This is a genomic window from Streptomyces soli (assembly GCF_003999195.1).
GTDB lineage: Bacteria > Actinomycetota > Actinomycetes > Streptomycetales > Streptomycetaceae > Actinacidiphila > Actinacidiphila soli.
The window spans coordinates 1-16,567 of the sequence record NZ_RJVR01000321.1 but is presented as its reverse complement, the minus strand read 5'-3'; the positions used below and the strand labels follow the sequence as shown (position 1 = coordinate 16,567).

General features: G+C 71.0%; 12 protein-coding genes and 1 pseudogene. 1 reads left to right on the top strand and 12 read right to left on the bottom strand.

The annotated features are described in order from the left end of the window. Positions 1-53: 53 nt before the first annotated feature. From EFK10_RS37140 to pstC, 8 genes are all read right to left on the bottom strand, one after another. Entirely contained in the window at positions 54-2,144 is a 2,091-nt protein-coding gene (locus EFK10_RS37140; RefSeq protein ID WP_127360055.1) for an acyltransferase family protein, read from the bottom strand. 213 nt (positions 2,145-2,357) lie between these two features. Further along, a complete protein-coding gene (gene pstB / locus EFK10_RS37135; RefSeq protein ID WP_127360054.1) occupies positions 2,358-3,173 on the bottom strand; it encodes a phosphate ABC transporter ATP-binding protein PstB in 816 nt (271 codons plus the stop codon). A gap of 11 nt (positions 3,174-3,184) precedes the next feature. Continuing rightward, the gene (locus EFK10_RS37130) at positions 3,185-4,066 is read right to left on the bottom strand and encodes a sortase (protein WP_127360053.1); all 882 of its coding nucleotides are present in this window, start codon (positions 4,064-4,066) and stop codon (positions 3,185-3,187) included. 85 nt (positions 4,067-4,151) lie between these two features. After that, on the bottom strand, positions 4,152-6,146 hold the full coding sequence (locus EFK10_RS37125; protein ID WP_127360052.1) for an Ig-like domain repeat protein: 1,995 nt from the start codon (positions 6,144-6,146) through the stop codon (positions 4,152-4,154). Between the two features lie 1,165 nt (positions 6,147-7,311). Next, the gene (locus EFK10_RS37120; protein WP_127360051.1) at positions 7,312-8,931 is read right to left on the bottom strand and encodes a hypothetical protein; all 1,620 of its coding nucleotides are present in this window, start codon (positions 8,929-8,931) and stop codon (positions 7,312-7,314) included. Next, on the bottom strand, positions 8,928-10,607 hold the full coding sequence (locus tag EFK10_RS37115; RefSeq protein WP_127360050.1) for a phosphate ABC transporter substrate-binding protein PstS: 1,680 nt from the start codon (positions 10,605-10,607) through the stop codon (positions 8,928-8,930). Before EFK10_RS37115 ends, EFK10_RS37120 begins: the two co-directional genes overlap by 4 nt. Beyond that, positions 10,607-11,860 (bottom strand): phosphate ABC transporter permease PstA, encoded by a 1,254-nt coding sequence (gene pstA / locus EFK10_RS37110; protein WP_127360049.1) that lies wholly within the window; start codon positions 11,858-11,860, stop codon positions 10,607-10,609. Before pstA ends, EFK10_RS37115 begins: the two co-directional genes overlap by 1 nt. 1 nt (position 11,861) lies before the next feature. After that, a complete protein-coding gene (gene pstC, locus EFK10_RS37105; RefSeq protein ID WP_127360048.1) occupies positions 11,862-12,881 on the bottom strand; it encodes a phosphate ABC transporter permease subunit PstC in 1,020 nt (339 codons plus the stop codon). Between the two features lie 372 nt (positions 12,882-13,253). On the opposite strand from pstC, the gene EFK10_RS37100 reads away from it, so the two are divergent. Further along, complete coding sequence (locus EFK10_RS37100) at positions 13,254-13,529, top strand: twin-arginine translocation signal domain-containing protein (RefSeq protein ID WP_240677704.1); 276 nt, start codon at positions 13,254-13,256, stop codon at positions 13,527-13,529. Here EFK10_RS37100 and EFK10_RS48095 read toward each other — a convergent pair. The 4 genes and pseudogenes from EFK10_RS48095 to EFK10_RS37085 all read right to left on the bottom strand — a co-directional run. Next, the gene (locus tag EFK10_RS48095; protein ID WP_164836308.1) at positions 13,505-13,660 is read right to left on the bottom strand and encodes a hypothetical protein; all 156 of its coding nucleotides are present in this window, start codon (positions 13,658-13,660) and stop codon (positions 13,505-13,507) included. The genes EFK10_RS37100 and EFK10_RS48095 overlap by 25 nt on opposite strands. 122 nt (positions 13,661-13,782) lie before the next feature. Continuing rightward, positions 13,783-15,315 carry a serine/threonine-protein kinase gene (locus EFK10_RS37095; protein ID WP_127360047.1) on the bottom strand — a complete coding sequence of 511 codons (1,533 nt, stop codon included), beginning with the start codon at positions 15,313-15,315 and terminating at the stop codon, positions 13,783-13,785. Further along, positions 15,312-15,914 (bottom strand): hypothetical protein, encoded by a 603-nt coding sequence (locus tag EFK10_RS37090; RefSeq protein WP_127360046.1) that lies wholly within the window; start codon positions 15,912-15,914, stop codon positions 15,312-15,314. Before EFK10_RS37090 ends, EFK10_RS37095 begins: the two co-directional genes overlap by 4 nt. 84 nt (positions 15,915-15,998) lie before the next feature. Then, positions 15,999-16,567, bottom strand: a pseudogene (locus EFK10_RS37085) (SAM-dependent methyltransferase); the annotation flags it as partial.

Below are 16,567 nucleotides of genomic sequence, written 5' to 3'. Positions count from 1 at the left end.
GTCACCCCGGCCGTTCGCTGTTCTCGCTGTCCGGCCGCTCCTGCGAGCCCCGCCTACCGGCCGTTCAGGTCCGCGCCGAAGAGGTCGGACAGCCGGTCGTTCAGAAGGGGCGCGAGGGATTCGACGAAGGTTTCCGCCATGTGGCTGTCGTCGCGGTAGACGACGGTGTTTCCGACCACCACGGGGCAGTCGCCCTCGGGGGTGCACAGCCACGGCTGGGGGTCGATCACCGCGACGTCCGTCGACTTCGCGGCGTCCCGGAGAGCATCGCGCCGGGTCTGGTCCATGATCGCGCGCGGCAGGTGGTTCGCGCACGTCTGCAGCTTCAGCGGATGCTTGGCCGCGCAGTCGACGGCGTCGGACTTCGGCCAGGGGTTGTCGAGGAGGGTGGCCACCTCGGCGCCGGTGTCCACGAGCGACTGGAGGGTCTTCTGGTAGCCGGCGGCCCACTCCTTGCGGGGGTCGCTCATCGGCTTGATCGGGTCACCCGCTTCCGAGGACGAGACGAGCACCAGCGTGGGACGGAGTTCCTCGATCGCGGCGATCGCGTTTTGCCGCCAGGTGTCGCAGGACGCGTACGGCTTGCCATTACGGATGATGGTGACCTCGGCCATCTTGCAGGACGCCTTGGTCAGCGAGACCAGTTTCCAGTGGTGCTCGCCCGCCAGCCGGTCCAGGGCGGGGAACCACTGGGCGGCGTGGGAGTCACCGAAGAGGACGATGGTCTGGTCCGAGGAGGGGTCGCCGTAGAAGCACGGCTTCGCCTCTTCGGCCTCGTAGTTGGCGTGGCATCCGTCCCGGTAGATCGCGGACTTGTTGTCCTTGATCTTGGCTACGGTCGGCGAGAGGTTGCCCGGCAGGTCGGGGCCGGAGGTCTCCAGGAGCTGCGTTAGCCGTGCTTGCGAGTCGGGCGCGGTCGTCAGGGCATCAGCCAGTACGGGTGCGGGTGGTCCGGTGCTGATGGGCGGCGGGAAGGCCGCCGCGACGCCCGAGGTCAGGGCGACGAACGCCGACAGGCCGACACCGAGCGCGAGGGCCCGGTTGGGCCGGCCCTTGAACGCCCTGTGGAACCGCACCGGGTTCTCGACCAGGCGGAGAGTCACCGACGCCAGCAGCAAGGCGGCCGCGCACAGCGCCAGGGCGAGCGGGATGGAGTCGGGCCGGCCCAGCGCCTTCGGCCCGATGATCAGGAACGGCCAGTGCCACAGATACCAGCCGTACGACATCCCGCCGAGCCACACCACCGGCTTGCGCGCGAGCATCAGCCGTGCGTCGAACCTGGCGGGCGAGAAGCCGCCGGTGAGGACGAGGGCGGTGCCGAGAACCGGCAGGAGCGCGTGGTACCCGGGGAAGGGTGTGCTCTCGTCGAACCGGAGCGCCGCCAGCACGATGGAGGCCATGCCGATCCAGGTCATCGGCGCTGAGAGCCCGGCGGGTATTCGCTCCAGCACGGTTGTCCGGGCCGCCCACAGCGCCAGCAGGGCACCGACGCCGAGTTCCCAGATACGGGTGTGCGAACCGAAGTACGCCCAGGGCGCCGAGCTGTTCGTCACGGTCAGGCTCAGCCAGAACGAGACCAGGCAGAGCACGACCAGCGGCACCGCCAGCAGTGCGTGTCGCCGCCGCGCCAGTTTCCAGCTGAGGACAAGGAGCAGCGGCCACACCAGGTAGAACTGCTCCTCCACGGCCAGCGACCAGAAGTGCTGGAACGGTGAGGGCGGGCTGCCTTGCTGCAGATAGTCGGTGCCGGAGAGGGCCAGCCGGAAGTTCACCGCGTAGAAGGCGCTGCTCAGCGCATCGCCCACGTACTCGGTGAAGCGGATCTTCGACAGGAAGAGCCAGGCCCCGGCAAGTGTGGTGACCACCACCAGGGTTGACGCGGGAAGCAGGCGCAGCGCCCGGCGGGCGTAGAACTGCCGGATCGAGACCCGTCCCGTGGTGGACAGCTCGCGCAGCAGGAGCGAGGTGATCAGGAAACCTGATATGACGAAGAAGACGTCGACGCCGACGTAACCGCCGCTGAATTGAGCCACCCCGGCGTGGGAGAGGACGACCAGCGAGACGGCCAGGGCGCGAAGTCCTTGGATGTCGAGTCTCGGCGCGTGTCCGGCGCCGTTTCCGTCGCGCGACGGGTTGCCGGGCAAGGGATCTCCTTGTGTTGTTGGGCGCGCGCCGGGTGATGGCGAGGGCCGATCTATGTTCACACTGTGAAAACCCTTAGTTCTGGGGCTCTGCCGTGATTCCTGTCACAGGTCCCAGCTCCTGCGGTCGGCCCCCGGCGGCGTCAGCCGGTGAAGGCCTGTGGCGAAGCCGGTCAGAAGCCGACCGGCCCTCCGGCTGAACCGGAGAACGGCCGCTCAGCCGAAGCGGCCCGCCACGTAGTCGGCGGTGCGCTCGTCCTTGGGGGAGCCGAAGATGTCGTCGGTCGGGCCGTGTTCGACGATGCCGCCCGGGGTGCCCTGCTCGGCGAGGAAGAAGGCGCACTGCTGGGAGACGCGGTTGGCCTGCTGCATGTTGTGGGTGACGATCACGACGGTGACGTCGCTGGCCAACTCCTGGATGGTCTCCTCCACCCGGCGGGTGGAGGTGGGGTCCAGGGCGGAGCAGGGCTCGTCCATCAGCAGGACGCGGGGGCGGACGGCCAGGGCGCGGGCGATGCAGAGGCGCTGCTGCTGGCCGCCGGAGAGCGCGCCGCCGGGGCGGCGGAGGCGGTCGCGGACCTCCTTCCAGAGGCCGGCGCGGGTGAGGCACTCCTCGACGAGGTCGTCCTTCGTACGGCGGGCGGCGCGTACCCCGGTGAGGCGCAGACCGGCGACCACGTTGTCGTAGATGGACATCGCGGGGAAGGGGTTCGGCTTCTGGAAGACCATGCCGATGTTGCGGCGGGCGTCGGTGAGGCGGCGGCCGGGGGCGTAGATGTCCTCGCCGTCGAAGAGGACCTCGCCGGCGAGCTGGGCGGCGGGGATCAGCTCGTGCATCCGGTTGAGGGTGCGCAGGAAGGTCGACTTGCCGCAGCCCGAGGGGCCGATGAGGGCGGTGACCTGGCCGGCGGGCATGGTGAGGGTGACGCGTTCCAGGACCTTGTGGGTGCCGAACCAGGCGGAGACGGCGCGGGCGTCCAGGGCGGCGGGGGCGGCGGTCACCAGGGGGAGGACAGCGGTGTCAGTGGTCATCGTCTTGGCCTTTAGAGGAGGTTGGGGAGCAGCTGGGTGGCCTGGCCCGCGACCTGGAGGCCGAGGACGGTGATGACCGGGGCGCCGACGATCCAGGTCTGGTGGCGGCCCCAGCGGTGCCAGGCCCAGACGGCACCGGCCGAGGCCAGCGCCAGCGCCTGGAGCCACATCACCAGCGGCCAGGGCACACCGCCGCCACCGGCCAGGGGCTCTTCGGAGTCAGGCAGGGTGCCGGCCTGGATGGTGGCGGCGGGGGTCTGCGCGGCGGGCGTCACCAGATCGGCGTCGACCCTGAGGATGCCCCGCGGGAGGTAGGGGGCGCCGGTGGCGGTGACCAGGACCAGGCGGCCCTTGCCTGCGGCGACCGGGGCAGGCGCGGGGTCACCGGCGCGGCGGATGTCGAGGACGCGGTAACGGGCCTTGCCCTGCCCGGTGGTGACGGTGATCGCCGAACCGGCGGCGAGGTGGTCGAGGCCGCCGAAGGGACCGCCGTACGCGGCCGCGCGGCCCATCAGCACGCTGGTGCCGGCCTGTCCGGGCATCGGGGTGTCGCGGCGGTGGCCGGGGCCGTCGGCGAGAACGGCGGAGTCGGTGCCCTCCAGGACGACCTGGTGGACGCCCAGCTCCGGGATGTCGATCAGCGCGACGGGCGTCCCGGGGGCCAGCAACTGCCCCTGCGGGTTGGTCTGGGCGACGGGCGCGGTGCCCTCGGCGAGGGTGGCGCGCAGCGCGTCGTGGGCGGCCTGCTGGGCGGCGCGCTGCTGGAGGCCGCTGAGCAGCAGGAGCTGGACGGTCAGGCCCAGCAGCAGCGCGGCGAGGGTGAGCAGGGCGCCCCGGGCGAGGTGCCGTGCGGCGGGGATCCGGGGGAGCTGGATCTGTACGGCGACCGTCACGGCGGCCGGCCTCCTTGGGAAGTGGGAAAGGCGGCGTCAGTGGCCGGCCGTCACTGCGGGCGGCCGGCCACCGACTCCGGGTGTGTCAGGTGGACTTGATGCTGAAGGTCGCGCCGGACTTGGCGTTGACCGTCGTCGAACCCAGGTAGCGGGCGTGCAGCTTGTGCGTGCCCTTCTTGAGCGTCGGCAGGGTGATGGTGACCTTGCCGTGGCTCAGCGTGCCGGTCGCGATGACCTTGGTGCCCTCGTAGATCCTGACCTTGCCGGTCGGCGTGGTGCCGGTGGCGGTGACCTTGACGGTGACCTTGGCCCTCTTGGTGTGGCTGATCGTCTTCGGCGCCGAGCTGCTGACGCTCGCGGTGGCCTTGACGATCGTCAGCTTGGCCGTGGCCTTGGACGACTTGGTGTTGGCGTCACCGGCGTACGACACCGTCAGGGTGTGCGTGGCGACCTTGAGGGTCTTCGACAGCGAGACTGAGGCCTTGCCGCTGCTGTTCAGCGTGGCCGAACCGAGGGTCTTGGTGCCCTCCTTGACGGTGACCTTGCCGGTCGGCACGGCCGAGCCGGCGCTGGTGACGGTGACGGCGACCTTCGGGGTCTTGCCGTACGCGGTCTTCGGCGCCGAGGCCTTGGTGGTGCTGGCGCTCTGGACGGCGGAGACGGCGCCGGTCCAGGTGGCGGCGTCACCGGCGCCGACCAGGTTGTTGGCGGTCAGCGAGACGGTGTACGAGCCCGCGGCCAGGCCGGTGAACGTGGTGGAGAGGGTGTCGGCCTTGACGTCCTTGTTGGCAACGACGCTGCCGTCGGGGGCCGTCACGACCGCGCGGTAGTCGGTGACCGGGAGGCCGTTGCTGGTGGCGACGGTCCAGGACAGGGCCAGGCTGCCGGCGCCCGGGGTCGCGGTGAGGGTGGGCTTGCTGGGGAGGGTGGTGGCGGCGCCGTTCTCCAGGCCGCCGAACTTGGCGTGCTTGGTGGGGTCGATCGACCCGTCGTACGACTCGTTCAGGAAGCCGTAGTCGGCGATGACGGTCTTGGAGGTGTCCGACGCCAGCTCAGCCTTGTGCGTGCCGACGGTGACGAAGATGTCGTACAGCGAGTCGTCGTAGAAGGCGCTGGTGGGGTCGATCGCCCGGCTCGGGACGACGTTGTAGACGTCGCGGCCGAAGGTGGCGTTGCTGTAGTAGGAGTCGACCGGGGTCACCTTGCCGGCGACGGTGGCGACGGGGGAGGTGAAGGTGCCCACGGCGCCCGGGTCCAGCTCGATGCCGGCCATGTAGGCGCCGGCGGTGACCGCGGTGCTGCTGTGGTCGGGGGACACGTGGTTGAGCTGGGCGATCCAGCTGGCGGCCGAGAACGGCACCAGGTCGCCGTCGGTCTTCAGCGCGTCGTCGGCCTGGTTCTCCTGGACGGTCGTGACGACGTCCGACTTGATGTCGGAGTCGCTGAGGCCGATGGCGCTGAGGAAGAACTTACGGGTGCCGGACCCGCTTTGCGGGATGTGCGGGTGGACGGTCTGGCCGTTCACCGTGGTGAGCGTGCCCGCGTAGATGTCGTGCAGCTGGGCGATCGTCAGGTTCTGCAGCTTGCTGCCCAGGACGGCCACGCCCACCGCGTCCCGCGCCATCGGCACGTAGGTGAGGGAGGTGCCGACGACGCTCGGTCCGCCGGAGGAGCGGGCGAAGTCGATCTGACCGTTGACATTCACCCCGCCCGCGAGCGGGTACAGGCCGTTGGTGAGGGAGGAGCTGAGCGCGGTACGGCCCGCGCCGGAGCCGTTGGGGCGCAGGAAGGCAGTGCCGCCGCTGCGGGTGGTGATGGTGGAGGTGGTCGAGCCGGTGCCCGGCTCGACGGCGTCGTACGAGGCGATTCCGTCACCGTTCGTCGCCTTGACGGCGGAGGCGGAGCTGGTGCCGTTGGCGAGGGCGTTGAGCACGTCCTGCGTGGTGTCGGAGCCCACACCGACGAGCTTACGGAAGGTGCCCGCGGGGGTGGGATCGGCGGACGCCGGGCTCGCCAGAGCGAGGCTTCCTGTGGCGAGGGCGGCGGTGATGGCCGCTGCCATGAGGCGCGTGGAGCGCATGAGGTCTCCTGCTGGGCTGTGTTGACGTGACGGGTGGTTGTGCGGTTGTGCGGTTGCGCCAGGTGGCGCCTTGCGGCGCCGGTCGTGCAGGGTGGTGCCAACCGTCCGCCCCGACTGCCTTTCGGGGCGGGCGGCCGTTTGTGGGTGCGGTCAGGCCGGGGGCCTGCGCAACAGGCGCCGGAACCGGGCGCTCAGCGCCGTCAGCTCCAAGCGCGAGATGGTGAGGCCGCGGCCCCCCGGGAGCGGGACGCGCAGCGGAAGCGGGACGCGGGGCCGGGTACCGCCCGCGAAGGGGGCGCCTGCGGCGGCGAGGATGCCGAGGGCGGCGCCGACCGGTACGGCGTAGAACAGGGCGCCGGACGGGTCGGCCGGGGTGGTGCCCATCGCGGTGGTCTGGATGGCCTTGCCGCCGTCGTAGGACGGGGCCGGGGAGACGGCGGTCGAAGGGCTGGCGCTGGTGCCCAGACCCTGCGGGGTGCCGTCGCTAGCGCCCGTGCCGCTGGTTCCGGTGCCGCTGGTGCTCGTGGAGCCGCTGCCCGTGGTTGTGACGCCGCTCGGGTCGGAGGCGGACGGCTTCCAGTTGAGGAGTGCGGTGGCGGCGCTGTCGGCCTCGGTGCGCAGATTCGCGGGGAGCGGAGCGTAGCCGACCGGCAGCTCGCCGGGGTTGGTGCCGCTGGTCTGGCCCGCGCCGGCGGCGTACGTGATGAGCGTCGCGTAGTCCTTGCGGGCGGCGGCCGCGATGTCGGCGGGGCGTACGGCGGCGTAGACCAGCTCAGTGAGCGGGTAGGCCTTCGTGGTCTTGGTCGTCGCGGGGTCGATGGTGCGGATCGTGGCCTTGGCAGCCGTGCCGGCCGTCGCGGTCAGCGAGGTGTCGGTGGCCGCCACGAACTTCCCCGACGCATTACGCAGCTCGGCGGTCTGCAGCCCGTAGCGCTTGGCGGAGGCGGCGTCGGTGATGGTGATCACAAAGCGTGAGCCGACGGTCTGCGGGCCGGGGGACTGCCAGGCGGGCGGCGCGCTGAGGGCGTTCCAGCTGGACTTCCAGAGCTGGTCGGCGCGGCGGGTGTGCAGGGCGCCGGAGTGCATGTCGTCCACGTACGGGTGGAAGTCGATCATGCACTGCGGGATGGTGGCGCCCGAACCCGCCGGGGTGGTGCACCAGGGGTCACTCTTGGGGTAGTCGTCGGCGCTGTTCGGGTCGAAGGCGATGCCGGTGGGGTTCAGGTCGGCGTTGGTGCTGTAGTACGGGTTGACCCGCATGCCGTCGTCGTCGGGGACGCCGGCCAGGAAGCCCCGGGCCTCCTTGTCGGACATGATCCAGTCCCAGATCACGCGGGCGGTGTCGGAGTGGCCGATGGAGCTGATCAGGTCGGTGTCGGTGCTGGGGTTCTCGCCGACCGACAGATAAGCGAACTCCGGGTTGAGCGCGAGGAATTCGGGGTCGGAGACCAGACCGGGGGGGGTTCTTCTTCGCCCAGGCGTAGCCCTTGGCGGCGGTCAGGGACGAGGTGCCGTCGGAGGCGTAGGTGGTGGTGACCGATCCCCAGGTGGAGTTGCGGTAGGACTCGGTGAGCAGCTTGGCGACCAGGCGCGGGGTGAGGTTGATGGACTCAACCTTGCTGCCGTTGAGTTTCTTCTCGGAGTCCGGTGCACCGGCCTTGGCTCTTCGTTCGATGGTGAAGCCGATGACGGCCCCGGACAGCGCCACGGGGGCGTAGACGGTTTTGCCCGTGGTGGCGGCGGCCAGGGCCTTCGTGGTGTACGTCAGGCCGGTGCTGCCGTCGTTCTCCAGGCGGGCGCGGGCATCGGGCTCGCCGAGCTGGGTGTAGCCGTAGACGGTGCCGGTCGAGCAGAGGGCGGCCTGCCAACTGGTCATGGCGTCGGCGGCCAGCTCGCTGCCGGTGGTGGCGCGCTCGTCGGAGCCGAGGGCGCAGCTGACGCCGACCGGGTTGAAGCCGAGCTTGATCGCTATTCGGTTTTTCCAGTTGGTGGAGGAGACCGGCGAGCCCGCGTTGACCGTCGTCTGGTCGGCGTACGGCTGGCCGTTCATGTCGAGGTGGCCCTGCGGGACGATCACCAGCCAGCAGGTGGGCTTGCTCGGGCCGCCGCAGCCGAGGTGCGGAGCCTCGTTGGCGGTCTGGGTCTCGAAGTACTCCTGGCCGGTGCCGTCGGAGCCGGTGCGGGCGAAGTCCACCTCGTTGGTGGTGTTGTAGCTGTAGAGCGCGTTGTTCTGCAGGTTCTTGGTGACCCAGGTGCCGTCCACGGACTTGAACGGCACCTCGCCCTGGCCGAAGTTGCCGGCGGCTCCGTAGCGGTCGTCCTGGCCGTAACTGGTCGGGTCGGCGCTGTATGTGACGGCGCGGGTGTCGTCGTATTGGTTGCCCGGCCAGCTGTCGCGGCCGGTGGTGGGCGAACCCCCGTACTGGCACTGGGTGCGCGGCGGCCCGGGGTTGGACGCCACGGTGCCGTCGTCGTCGCCCCAGCACTGCATGATCTGCACGAAGTCGGTGTTGAACTTCGTACCGGCGAAGGTGGTGGCCGTGCCACCCGTCCAGGACACACTGACCGCTTGGCTGTTGAGGTTGGCGGTCTGGTCGACGGTGAACTTCATGTCCTTGAACTCGCCGCGCCCGGAGACGGTCACCGCCGATCCCGCGTCGCTCGCGGCCGTGGCGGGCTGGGCCGCCTGGGCGGCGGCCGCGCCGAGCAGCGCGCCGACGACGGCGCCGGTGCCCAGGCGCAGGATGAGACGGCGGAACCGGTTCTTCACGATGCTCTTCCTCATGAGGCCGAGTCCTTACGAGAGTGCAGTACGCGTGAGACGACGGAGGGAAGCAGGATCAGCGCGAACAGCGCGATCGCCGCCAGCAGCATCAGTGTCTGGGCGCTGCTCCAGCCGCTCTGGCCGGCGACGGTGACCGGCTGGGCGAGGGCGACGGTGCCGCCGGCCGTGGTCGCACCGGCCGAGGTGGTGCCGCCGGAGGAGCCCGCCGGGGAGAGGGTCTGCCCGGTGTCGGGGTCGACGGAGGCGCCGCCGGTGGTGGTGCCGGCGGCTCCAGTGGTGCCGGTACCGCCGGTGGTGGTGCCGGTGCTGCCCGTGCCGCCGCCGGAGGTCGTACCGCCGGAGGAGCCGCCCGTGCTGCTGCTGGAGGTGGTCGCGCCGCCGCTGCCGGTGGTGCAGGGCGCGGCGCCCTTCTTGTCACAGGCCTTGGGGTATGGCGCGGTCTGGGCGAGCTTGTTGGTGCCGTCGGCGCTGAAGGTTGGGTTGTTGCACTTCTTGATGTCGATGGACTGCGCCGAGACGCCCGGGATGCGTTTGATCTGGTCGAATCCGGCCTTCACCAGGTTGATGGGAAGTGGTGAGTAGCCCAGCGATGGTGCCTGTTGCTGCCCCTGGCACATGAAGTAGTACGAGAACGCGCCCAGCGTGTTGCCCTTGGCCTTGGTGAAGGTGCCTTCGACCTTGAGCGGCAGGATCATGTACGAGTAGCTGGAGAGCGGGTAGTTGCGCTTGTCGCTGTCGGTGTAGACGCCGTTGAGGTTCTGGGTGAGGTAGTCGGCGGAGTTCTTGTTGGTGTTGATCTTCGCCTTGAGCAGCGACACGGCGACGTTCTGGGGGGTTGGCTCGGTGTAGTAGCCGGCGTGGTTGAGCACCTTGGCGACCGGGAAGTGCGCGTTGAGCGCGTACGAGTAGTTGACGTACCCGATCGATCCCTCGCCGTAGCCCTGCGCCACATAGCCGGCCACACCCAGGTCGCCGGACTGGGCGATCATGCCTGAGGTGGTGGGGTAGTTTGAGGTCTGGCCGCAGGCCCCGGAGCGGCCGACCTTCGCGCAGTACGCGTTCCACAGCGAGGTGTGCTGGTTGGCCATCCACAAGGTGAACTGGGCCGTCGAGCCCGAGCCGTCGGAGCGGACGACGGGGACGATGGTGCGGTGCGGGAGCGCGAGGCCGGGATTGTCGGCCTTGATGGCCTTGTCGTCCCAGTACGTGATGGCGCGGGTGAAGATTTTGGTCACCACGTCGCCCGACAGGCGGAGGTTGGTGACCTTCTTCCCGCCGATCGTGAGGTGGTACATGAAGACCGTGCCGCCCGCCACGATCGGCATGTACGCGTAGCTGCCCGCGGCCGGGTTCTCGGCGGCCGAGCCGTCGGTGGGGTGGGTCTGGAACGGGATGTCGGACACCGCGTAGTCCACGGTGCCGCTCAGGAACTGCCGGCGTCCGTCGGAGGAGCCGGTGCCGGAGTAACTGATCCGCATGCCGTACTGGTTGACGTCGCGTCGCCACTGGTCGACCGCGTTCTCGGCCCACGTGGAGCCCGCTCCGGCGATCGGGGTGTAACTGGTGGCGGCCGCGATGCCCGCGCCGGGTCCGAGCAGCACGGACGCGACCACGGCCAGCAGTGCGGCGAGCAGTGGCACGGCAGTGAACCGGCGTCCCATGGGATACGTGCGCATCAGGAGCTCTCTCCGTCGAACAGGGACAGTGCGGGGGCATGCGCTTCGGCGAAGCGGGCGGCGTCGCGCTTGGACGCCCGGGCGGTCCGGAGTGCCTGCCGTTTGGTCTGCTGGCCGGGGCCACGGCCTCCGAGGATCCGGGCGACCGCGAACAGGACCAGGACCAGGGCCATCAGGACCGCTGCGGCGCCGAAGCCTCGGGCGATCATGGTCGGTTCCGGGGACTTGACGAAGGAGAAGACGGCCAGCGGCAGCGACACCATGGGGCCGTGCGCCGGATCGGCGTTGAGGGCGGCGGTGTAGCCGGCGGTGAGCAGCACCGGCGAGGTCTCACCGATACCCCGGGCGGTGCCCAGGATGACGGCGGTGGCGAGTCCCGAGCGGGCGGTGGGCAGTACGACGTGCCAGACGGTGCGCCAGCGCGGCGCGCCGAGGGCTTCCGCCGCCTCGGTGAGGTTGCCGGGGACCAGGCGCAGTACGACGTCGGCGGCACGGATCACGATCGGCAGCATCATGACGCTGATCGCGAACCCGGCCGCGAGCCCCGACTTCTGCAGGCCCAGGCCGAGGATCCAGGTGGCGTACACCATCAGGCCGGCCACGATCGACGGCAGCGCGGTCATCGCCTCGACGATGGTCCGTACAAACCGTGAGAACCGGCCGGGGATCTGATTGAGGTACACCGCGCAGGCCAGGCCCAGCGGCACGGTGACCGCCAGCGCGATGGCGATCATCAGCAGGGTGCCGAGCATGGCGTGGGCTATGCCGCCGTTGGTGAGCGGGTCCAGGGGGCCGGCCTGCTGCATGTCCTGGGTGAAGAAGTTGAGGTGCGGCAGCGCCTCCCGCCCGCGCCACAGCGTGAAGCCGACGACCAGCACGAGCGCGGAGAAGAGCAGCGTCGCCGCCGACCACAACACGACCGTCATCACCCGGTCGCGTACGGCGGGGCCGTCCTCCTCCAGGCCCAGCAGCACCGCGTAGGCGGCGAGGAAGGCCCCGTACGCGACCACCACGAAGCCCAGGGCGCCGGAGAGCGGGGCGAGTTGACCGAAGAGCAGAAGTGCGACGCACAGCCCGGACGCGGCGGCGCCGCACAGGGACAGCACCCCGGAGCGGGTGAGGCCGCCGATGCGGCGCGGCCGGTCCTCCGCCTCGGCAGGGGGCTCGGCGGGTGAGGAGGCCGGCGCAGTCGGCTCGGTGAGGGGCAGGGGAGCCGTCTTTTCGACGTCGTTCACGTCGTTTACGACCGTCATCTCATCCCTCGCTCTGTGCGCCGGACCGCGAACGGGCCACGATCGACGACGCGGTGAAGTTGACGACCAGGGTGAGCAGGAAGAGCGCCAGGCCCGCCGCCATCAGGGCCGACATGCCGAAGTCGGAGGCGTCCCCGTAGTGCAGGGCGATGAGCGAGGAGACCGAGTTGGTGCCGGTCTGCAGGATGTGCGGCTGGATGTTGAAGACCGGCGAGATGATCAGGTACACCGCGATCGTCTCGCCCAGCGCCCGGCCGAGTCCCAGCATGGTGCCGCCGATGACCCCGCCCTTCCCGTACGGGAGGACGACTGCCCGGATCATGCCCCACCGGGTCGCGCCGAGCGCGTACGCGCCCTCCCGCTCGCCCGCCGGGGCCTGAGTGAAGACCTCGCGCATCACGGAGCACTGGATGGGCGCGACCATCAGCGCGACCACGATCCCGGCGACGAAGGTGGACGCGGTGTAGACGCTCGCCGAGGCCAGCGGGTCGCCGGGCTGGGCACCGTCCACGTGCAGGAAGGGAATCCAGCCGAACCAGTCCGACAGCCAGCGAGACAGCCCGATGACGTTCTTCTGGAGGAAGAACAGCCCCCACAACCCGTAGACCACCGACGGGACCGCCGCCATCAGGTCGACCATCGCCACCAGCGTGCGGCGCAGCGGGCGCGGCGCGACATCGGAGATGAACAGCGCCGTGCCGAGCGCCAGCGGTACGGAGATCGTGACCGCGACGGCGGCGATCAGCAGGGTGCCGGTCAGGACGGCGGCGATGCCGAAGCGGTGTACGTCCGGCTGCCATTGCGCGGTGGTGAGGAAGGAGAAGCCGGTGGCGCGCAGCGCCTGACCCGCCCTCAGCAGCAGGAAGAGGCCGACCGCCGCCATGATGGCGAGCACCACGACCCCGGCGGAGGTCAGTTGGTACCGGAAGATCCGGTCACCTGTCCCGCGTGCTGTGCCCAGCCGGCGCGGGATGTCGTCGTGGAGGCCGGGTCTGCCGGACCCCGCTTCTGCGGATGCCATCGTGGTTCCCCCCACATGTCAGGCGACGCGAGCGACTGCGGTGTCGCGCCGGGGAGAGTCAATGGCTGAAAAGTGTCGCGCCCACACGTGGTTGCTTACGGCGGGGCGAACAGTGGATGTTCTCGCGGTGTGGGTGCTGTGTGACGCTGAGTGAAACCGGGCGATCCTTTGAAGTGGAGCCGTGGCGAAGCCGGTGAGCCGGGGGGCCGACGCCCGCTTCGCCGACGCCCTCACCGCCCAGGGCTGGATCTTCGGCGCCGGGTCGCCCGCCTGTGGCGGGGTCGCTGACCGATCGGCCGCTTTCTGTTATCGCCTGCGGGTCCGATGCGTCTCCTGTCCGAACGCATCCGGATCCGGCACAGGAGTGAAGCAGTGGTCGCAGACATCAGCCGCCGGAACATGCTGAAGATCGCCGGCGCGGCGGCCGGAGCCGTCACCATCGGTGCCGGCCTCACCGCCGGGACGGCCTCGGCCGCGGGCGCGACCTTCGCGCACCCCGGAATGCTGCACACCCAGGCCGACTTCGACCGGATGGCGGCCAAGGTGAAGGCGGGCACCGGCCTGTGGAAGGCCGGCTACGACACCGCTCTCGTGGGCGGGCTGCTCCTGCTGCGCCGGCGCGGTCAGACCCGCCGCAACACCCAGTAGCCGGACTCGTCCGCCACGATCCGGTAGCGCACGTCCGGGTGCAGCTGGTGGGCGTACGTCAGCACCTCGGTGGCCGAGGCGGCTGGGGGTTGTGCCAGCCCGTTCCTCCTCCCAGCGGAACGTTCTCCCACAACCCGGGGGCAATGCAGCCCGTCCGGCGTTCGAGGACCTGGGGGTACCCCCTCTGGGGGAGGGGCCAGGGGGCGGAGCCCGGTTTCGGGAAGGGGCGGGGTGGGGGAGACAACCCCCCCGGTTACCGGCGGACTTGGCTCAGCCAGGCGAGCGTGCGGCGCAGCTCTGCGGAGAAGGGGTGGTGGGGGCCGTGGACGCGGTCGGCGTCGTAGAGCAGGCGGGAGAGGACGTCGTGCGCGGCGGCGCGATCGCCGACCGACAGCAGCAGATGGCCGATGCGGCGCCGGACGTCGAGCGGCAACGCCGGATCGGTGGCGCGGTACTGCTCGAAGTAGGGGAGCAGGGTGCGGTATTCGGTGAGCGCGGCGGCCGCATCGCCGAGCTGCTCCAGGCATTGCGCGGCCTCGTACCGGTATTGGAGAGACGCACGGCCGGCCGGCCCGGAGTCGGCGGCGTGCTCGTCGGCGAGGCGGCGCAGCTCGGGCAGGGCGCGGCGGTACTGGCCGTCCTCCATGAGGGTGGCGGCGTACTGCTTGCGCAGCATCCGCACGACCGGTGAGTGCTCGCCGTGCTTCGACTCGGCGGCGGGGAGGACGCCGCCGAGGATGTCGACGGCCTGGGTGATGCGGCCGGCGTCGAGAAGGCGTTTGACCTCGTCGACGGCCTCGGCGATGCCGGGGGTGCCGCCGGTAGCTGGGACCGGGGTGGGCGCGGGGGCGTCGGTGCGGGGCGCGGCGGGGCGGTCGGGCCAGGGGGCGTGCGGGCGGAGGAAGGGGCGGCTGGGGTCCATCGGGCCGGTCAGCGGGTGGTGCGGGCCCGGCACGGGAAGCAGCGTGGCCAGCCTGCGGTACGTCTCCTGGGCGTCGGGGAGCCGGTGCTGTGGGTCCTTCGCGAGGAGCTGCAGCACCAGCGCCTCCAGCGGCTCGGGCACTTCGGGCCGCACCTGTCGCAGCGGCACCGGCGCCTCGTACAGGTGGCGGTGGAGCACGCCGAGGGCCGTCGACCCGGCGAAGGGGACGTTGCCGCTGACCAGTTCGTGGAGCAGCACGCCGAGCGCGTAGAGGTCCGTACGGGGGCCGACGGCGCCGCCCATGGCCTGCTCGGGGGCCATGTAGGCGGGCGTGCCGATGGGGGTGCCGGTGTGGGTGAGCCGGGTCGTGTCCGTGTCGAGCACCGAGGCGACGCCCAGGTCGAGGACGGTGACCGAACCGTCGGGCCGGACCATCACATTGCGGGGCTTGAGGTCGCGGTGGACGATCGGCACCGCGTGCACGGCGGACAGCACGGCGCACAACTGCGCGGCGACGGCGACCGCCCAGGGCCAGGGGTACGGATCGTGCTCGGCGAGATGGTCGGCGAGGTCGGCGCCCTCGACGTACTGCATGACCAGGTACAGCTCGTCGCCGTCGCTGCCGGCGTCGTGGACGGTGACCAGGCCGGGGTGGTCGACCTGGGCGGTGACCCGGCACTCGCGCTCGAAGCGGCCGCGCAGTTCGGTGACGTCCTCGCCGCCGGCGACCTTGTCGGGGCGCAGCAGCTTGACGGCGACGCGGCGGTCGAGGCGGCGGTCGTACGCGGTCCAGACCTGGCCCATGCCGCCCTGGCCGATGACCGTGGCCAGCTCGTAACGGCCGGCGACGATCCGCCCGTTCACTGATTGCCCTCCTGCTTGCGCAGCAGGTCACTCAGCTCGTCCAGCTCGGCCCGCACCTGGTTGATGCGCGGGGGCTGGGGGACGGCGGGCGGCGCGGGGGCGGGCGCGGGCGGCGGGGTGGGGGTCTGGATGTAGGGGTTGTACTCGTACGGCTCGGGCGGGCCCGGCGGTTGGGGTGTGGGCTGGGCCTGCGGCCCCTGCGGCCCGCCGTACGGATACGGGGACGGGGCGGCGTACGACTGCGCGGCGGCCGCCTCCCGCGTCTCCCTGCGGTACTGGATGTCCATCACCAGGAAGTACACCGGCGTGAAGAGCCAGAGGCCGATGAAGCCGAAGGTGCCCGTGGCGTCCGCGGGCCCGGTGATGTTGTCGCTGTCGCTGATCATGCTGAGGCAGATGCCGGGAAGGACGATCCCGACGGCCCCGAAGACCACCCAGTCCATCGTGCGGCGGCGGAGCAGGGCGAGCCGCAGCAGCAGGATCCAGTTGAGCAGGCTGAAGCCGATGTACCCGATCACCACGAAGAGCACGCGCAAGGCGATCGCCGCCCCGTCGCCGGCGGGACGGAGCTGCGGCGGTGCGGTGCCGGGGCCGTTCATCACTTGCTCCCTGAGCAAACAAAAGTGCGGGTGACAAGCGAAGACTATCCGTCACCGCCGACAACCGACCCGGCGTTACCCGAACTACACCTGCGGCCCCTCCGGGCGGACCGTCCCGTCCGTCAGGCCGTCGTAGAGCCCCTGCACGAGCTGCTCGCCCAACTGCCCTGCCAGCCGCAGCGTCTCCTCGAAGGCCGCCAGCGTACGGAAGCGCTCCCCATACCGCCGTTGGTCGGCCAGCGGCAGCCGGGGCAGCTGAAGCCGCCGTACGTCGAGCCGGGTCGAGGTCGACGCGTAGCTGCTGGCCTGCCGGTTGTTGGCGGTGCCGCGCAGGAAGCCGGCCAGGAACCAGGGATCGAGGGCGGCCGGATCCGGACGCAGCAGATACAGGTTCCGGCCCAGCGCCGCGCCCGCCGTGGCCTCGTCCACCACCCGGGCCGCGGCGCCCCGCCCCAGCACCGGAACGACCACGTCCCCCGGCTCCGTGAGCACCGGCTCCTCCGGCGGCCCGTCCGGCAGCACCCCGCTGGGCGCGGTCCCGGCGAGGATGTCGTGCTCGGTGAGCACGGCCGGCCCGGGGGCGGTGCCGGGACCGCCGGCGCGCAGCACCAGGGCGCCGGCGCGGGCGAGTTCGCCGACCGTGGTGGCCGGCC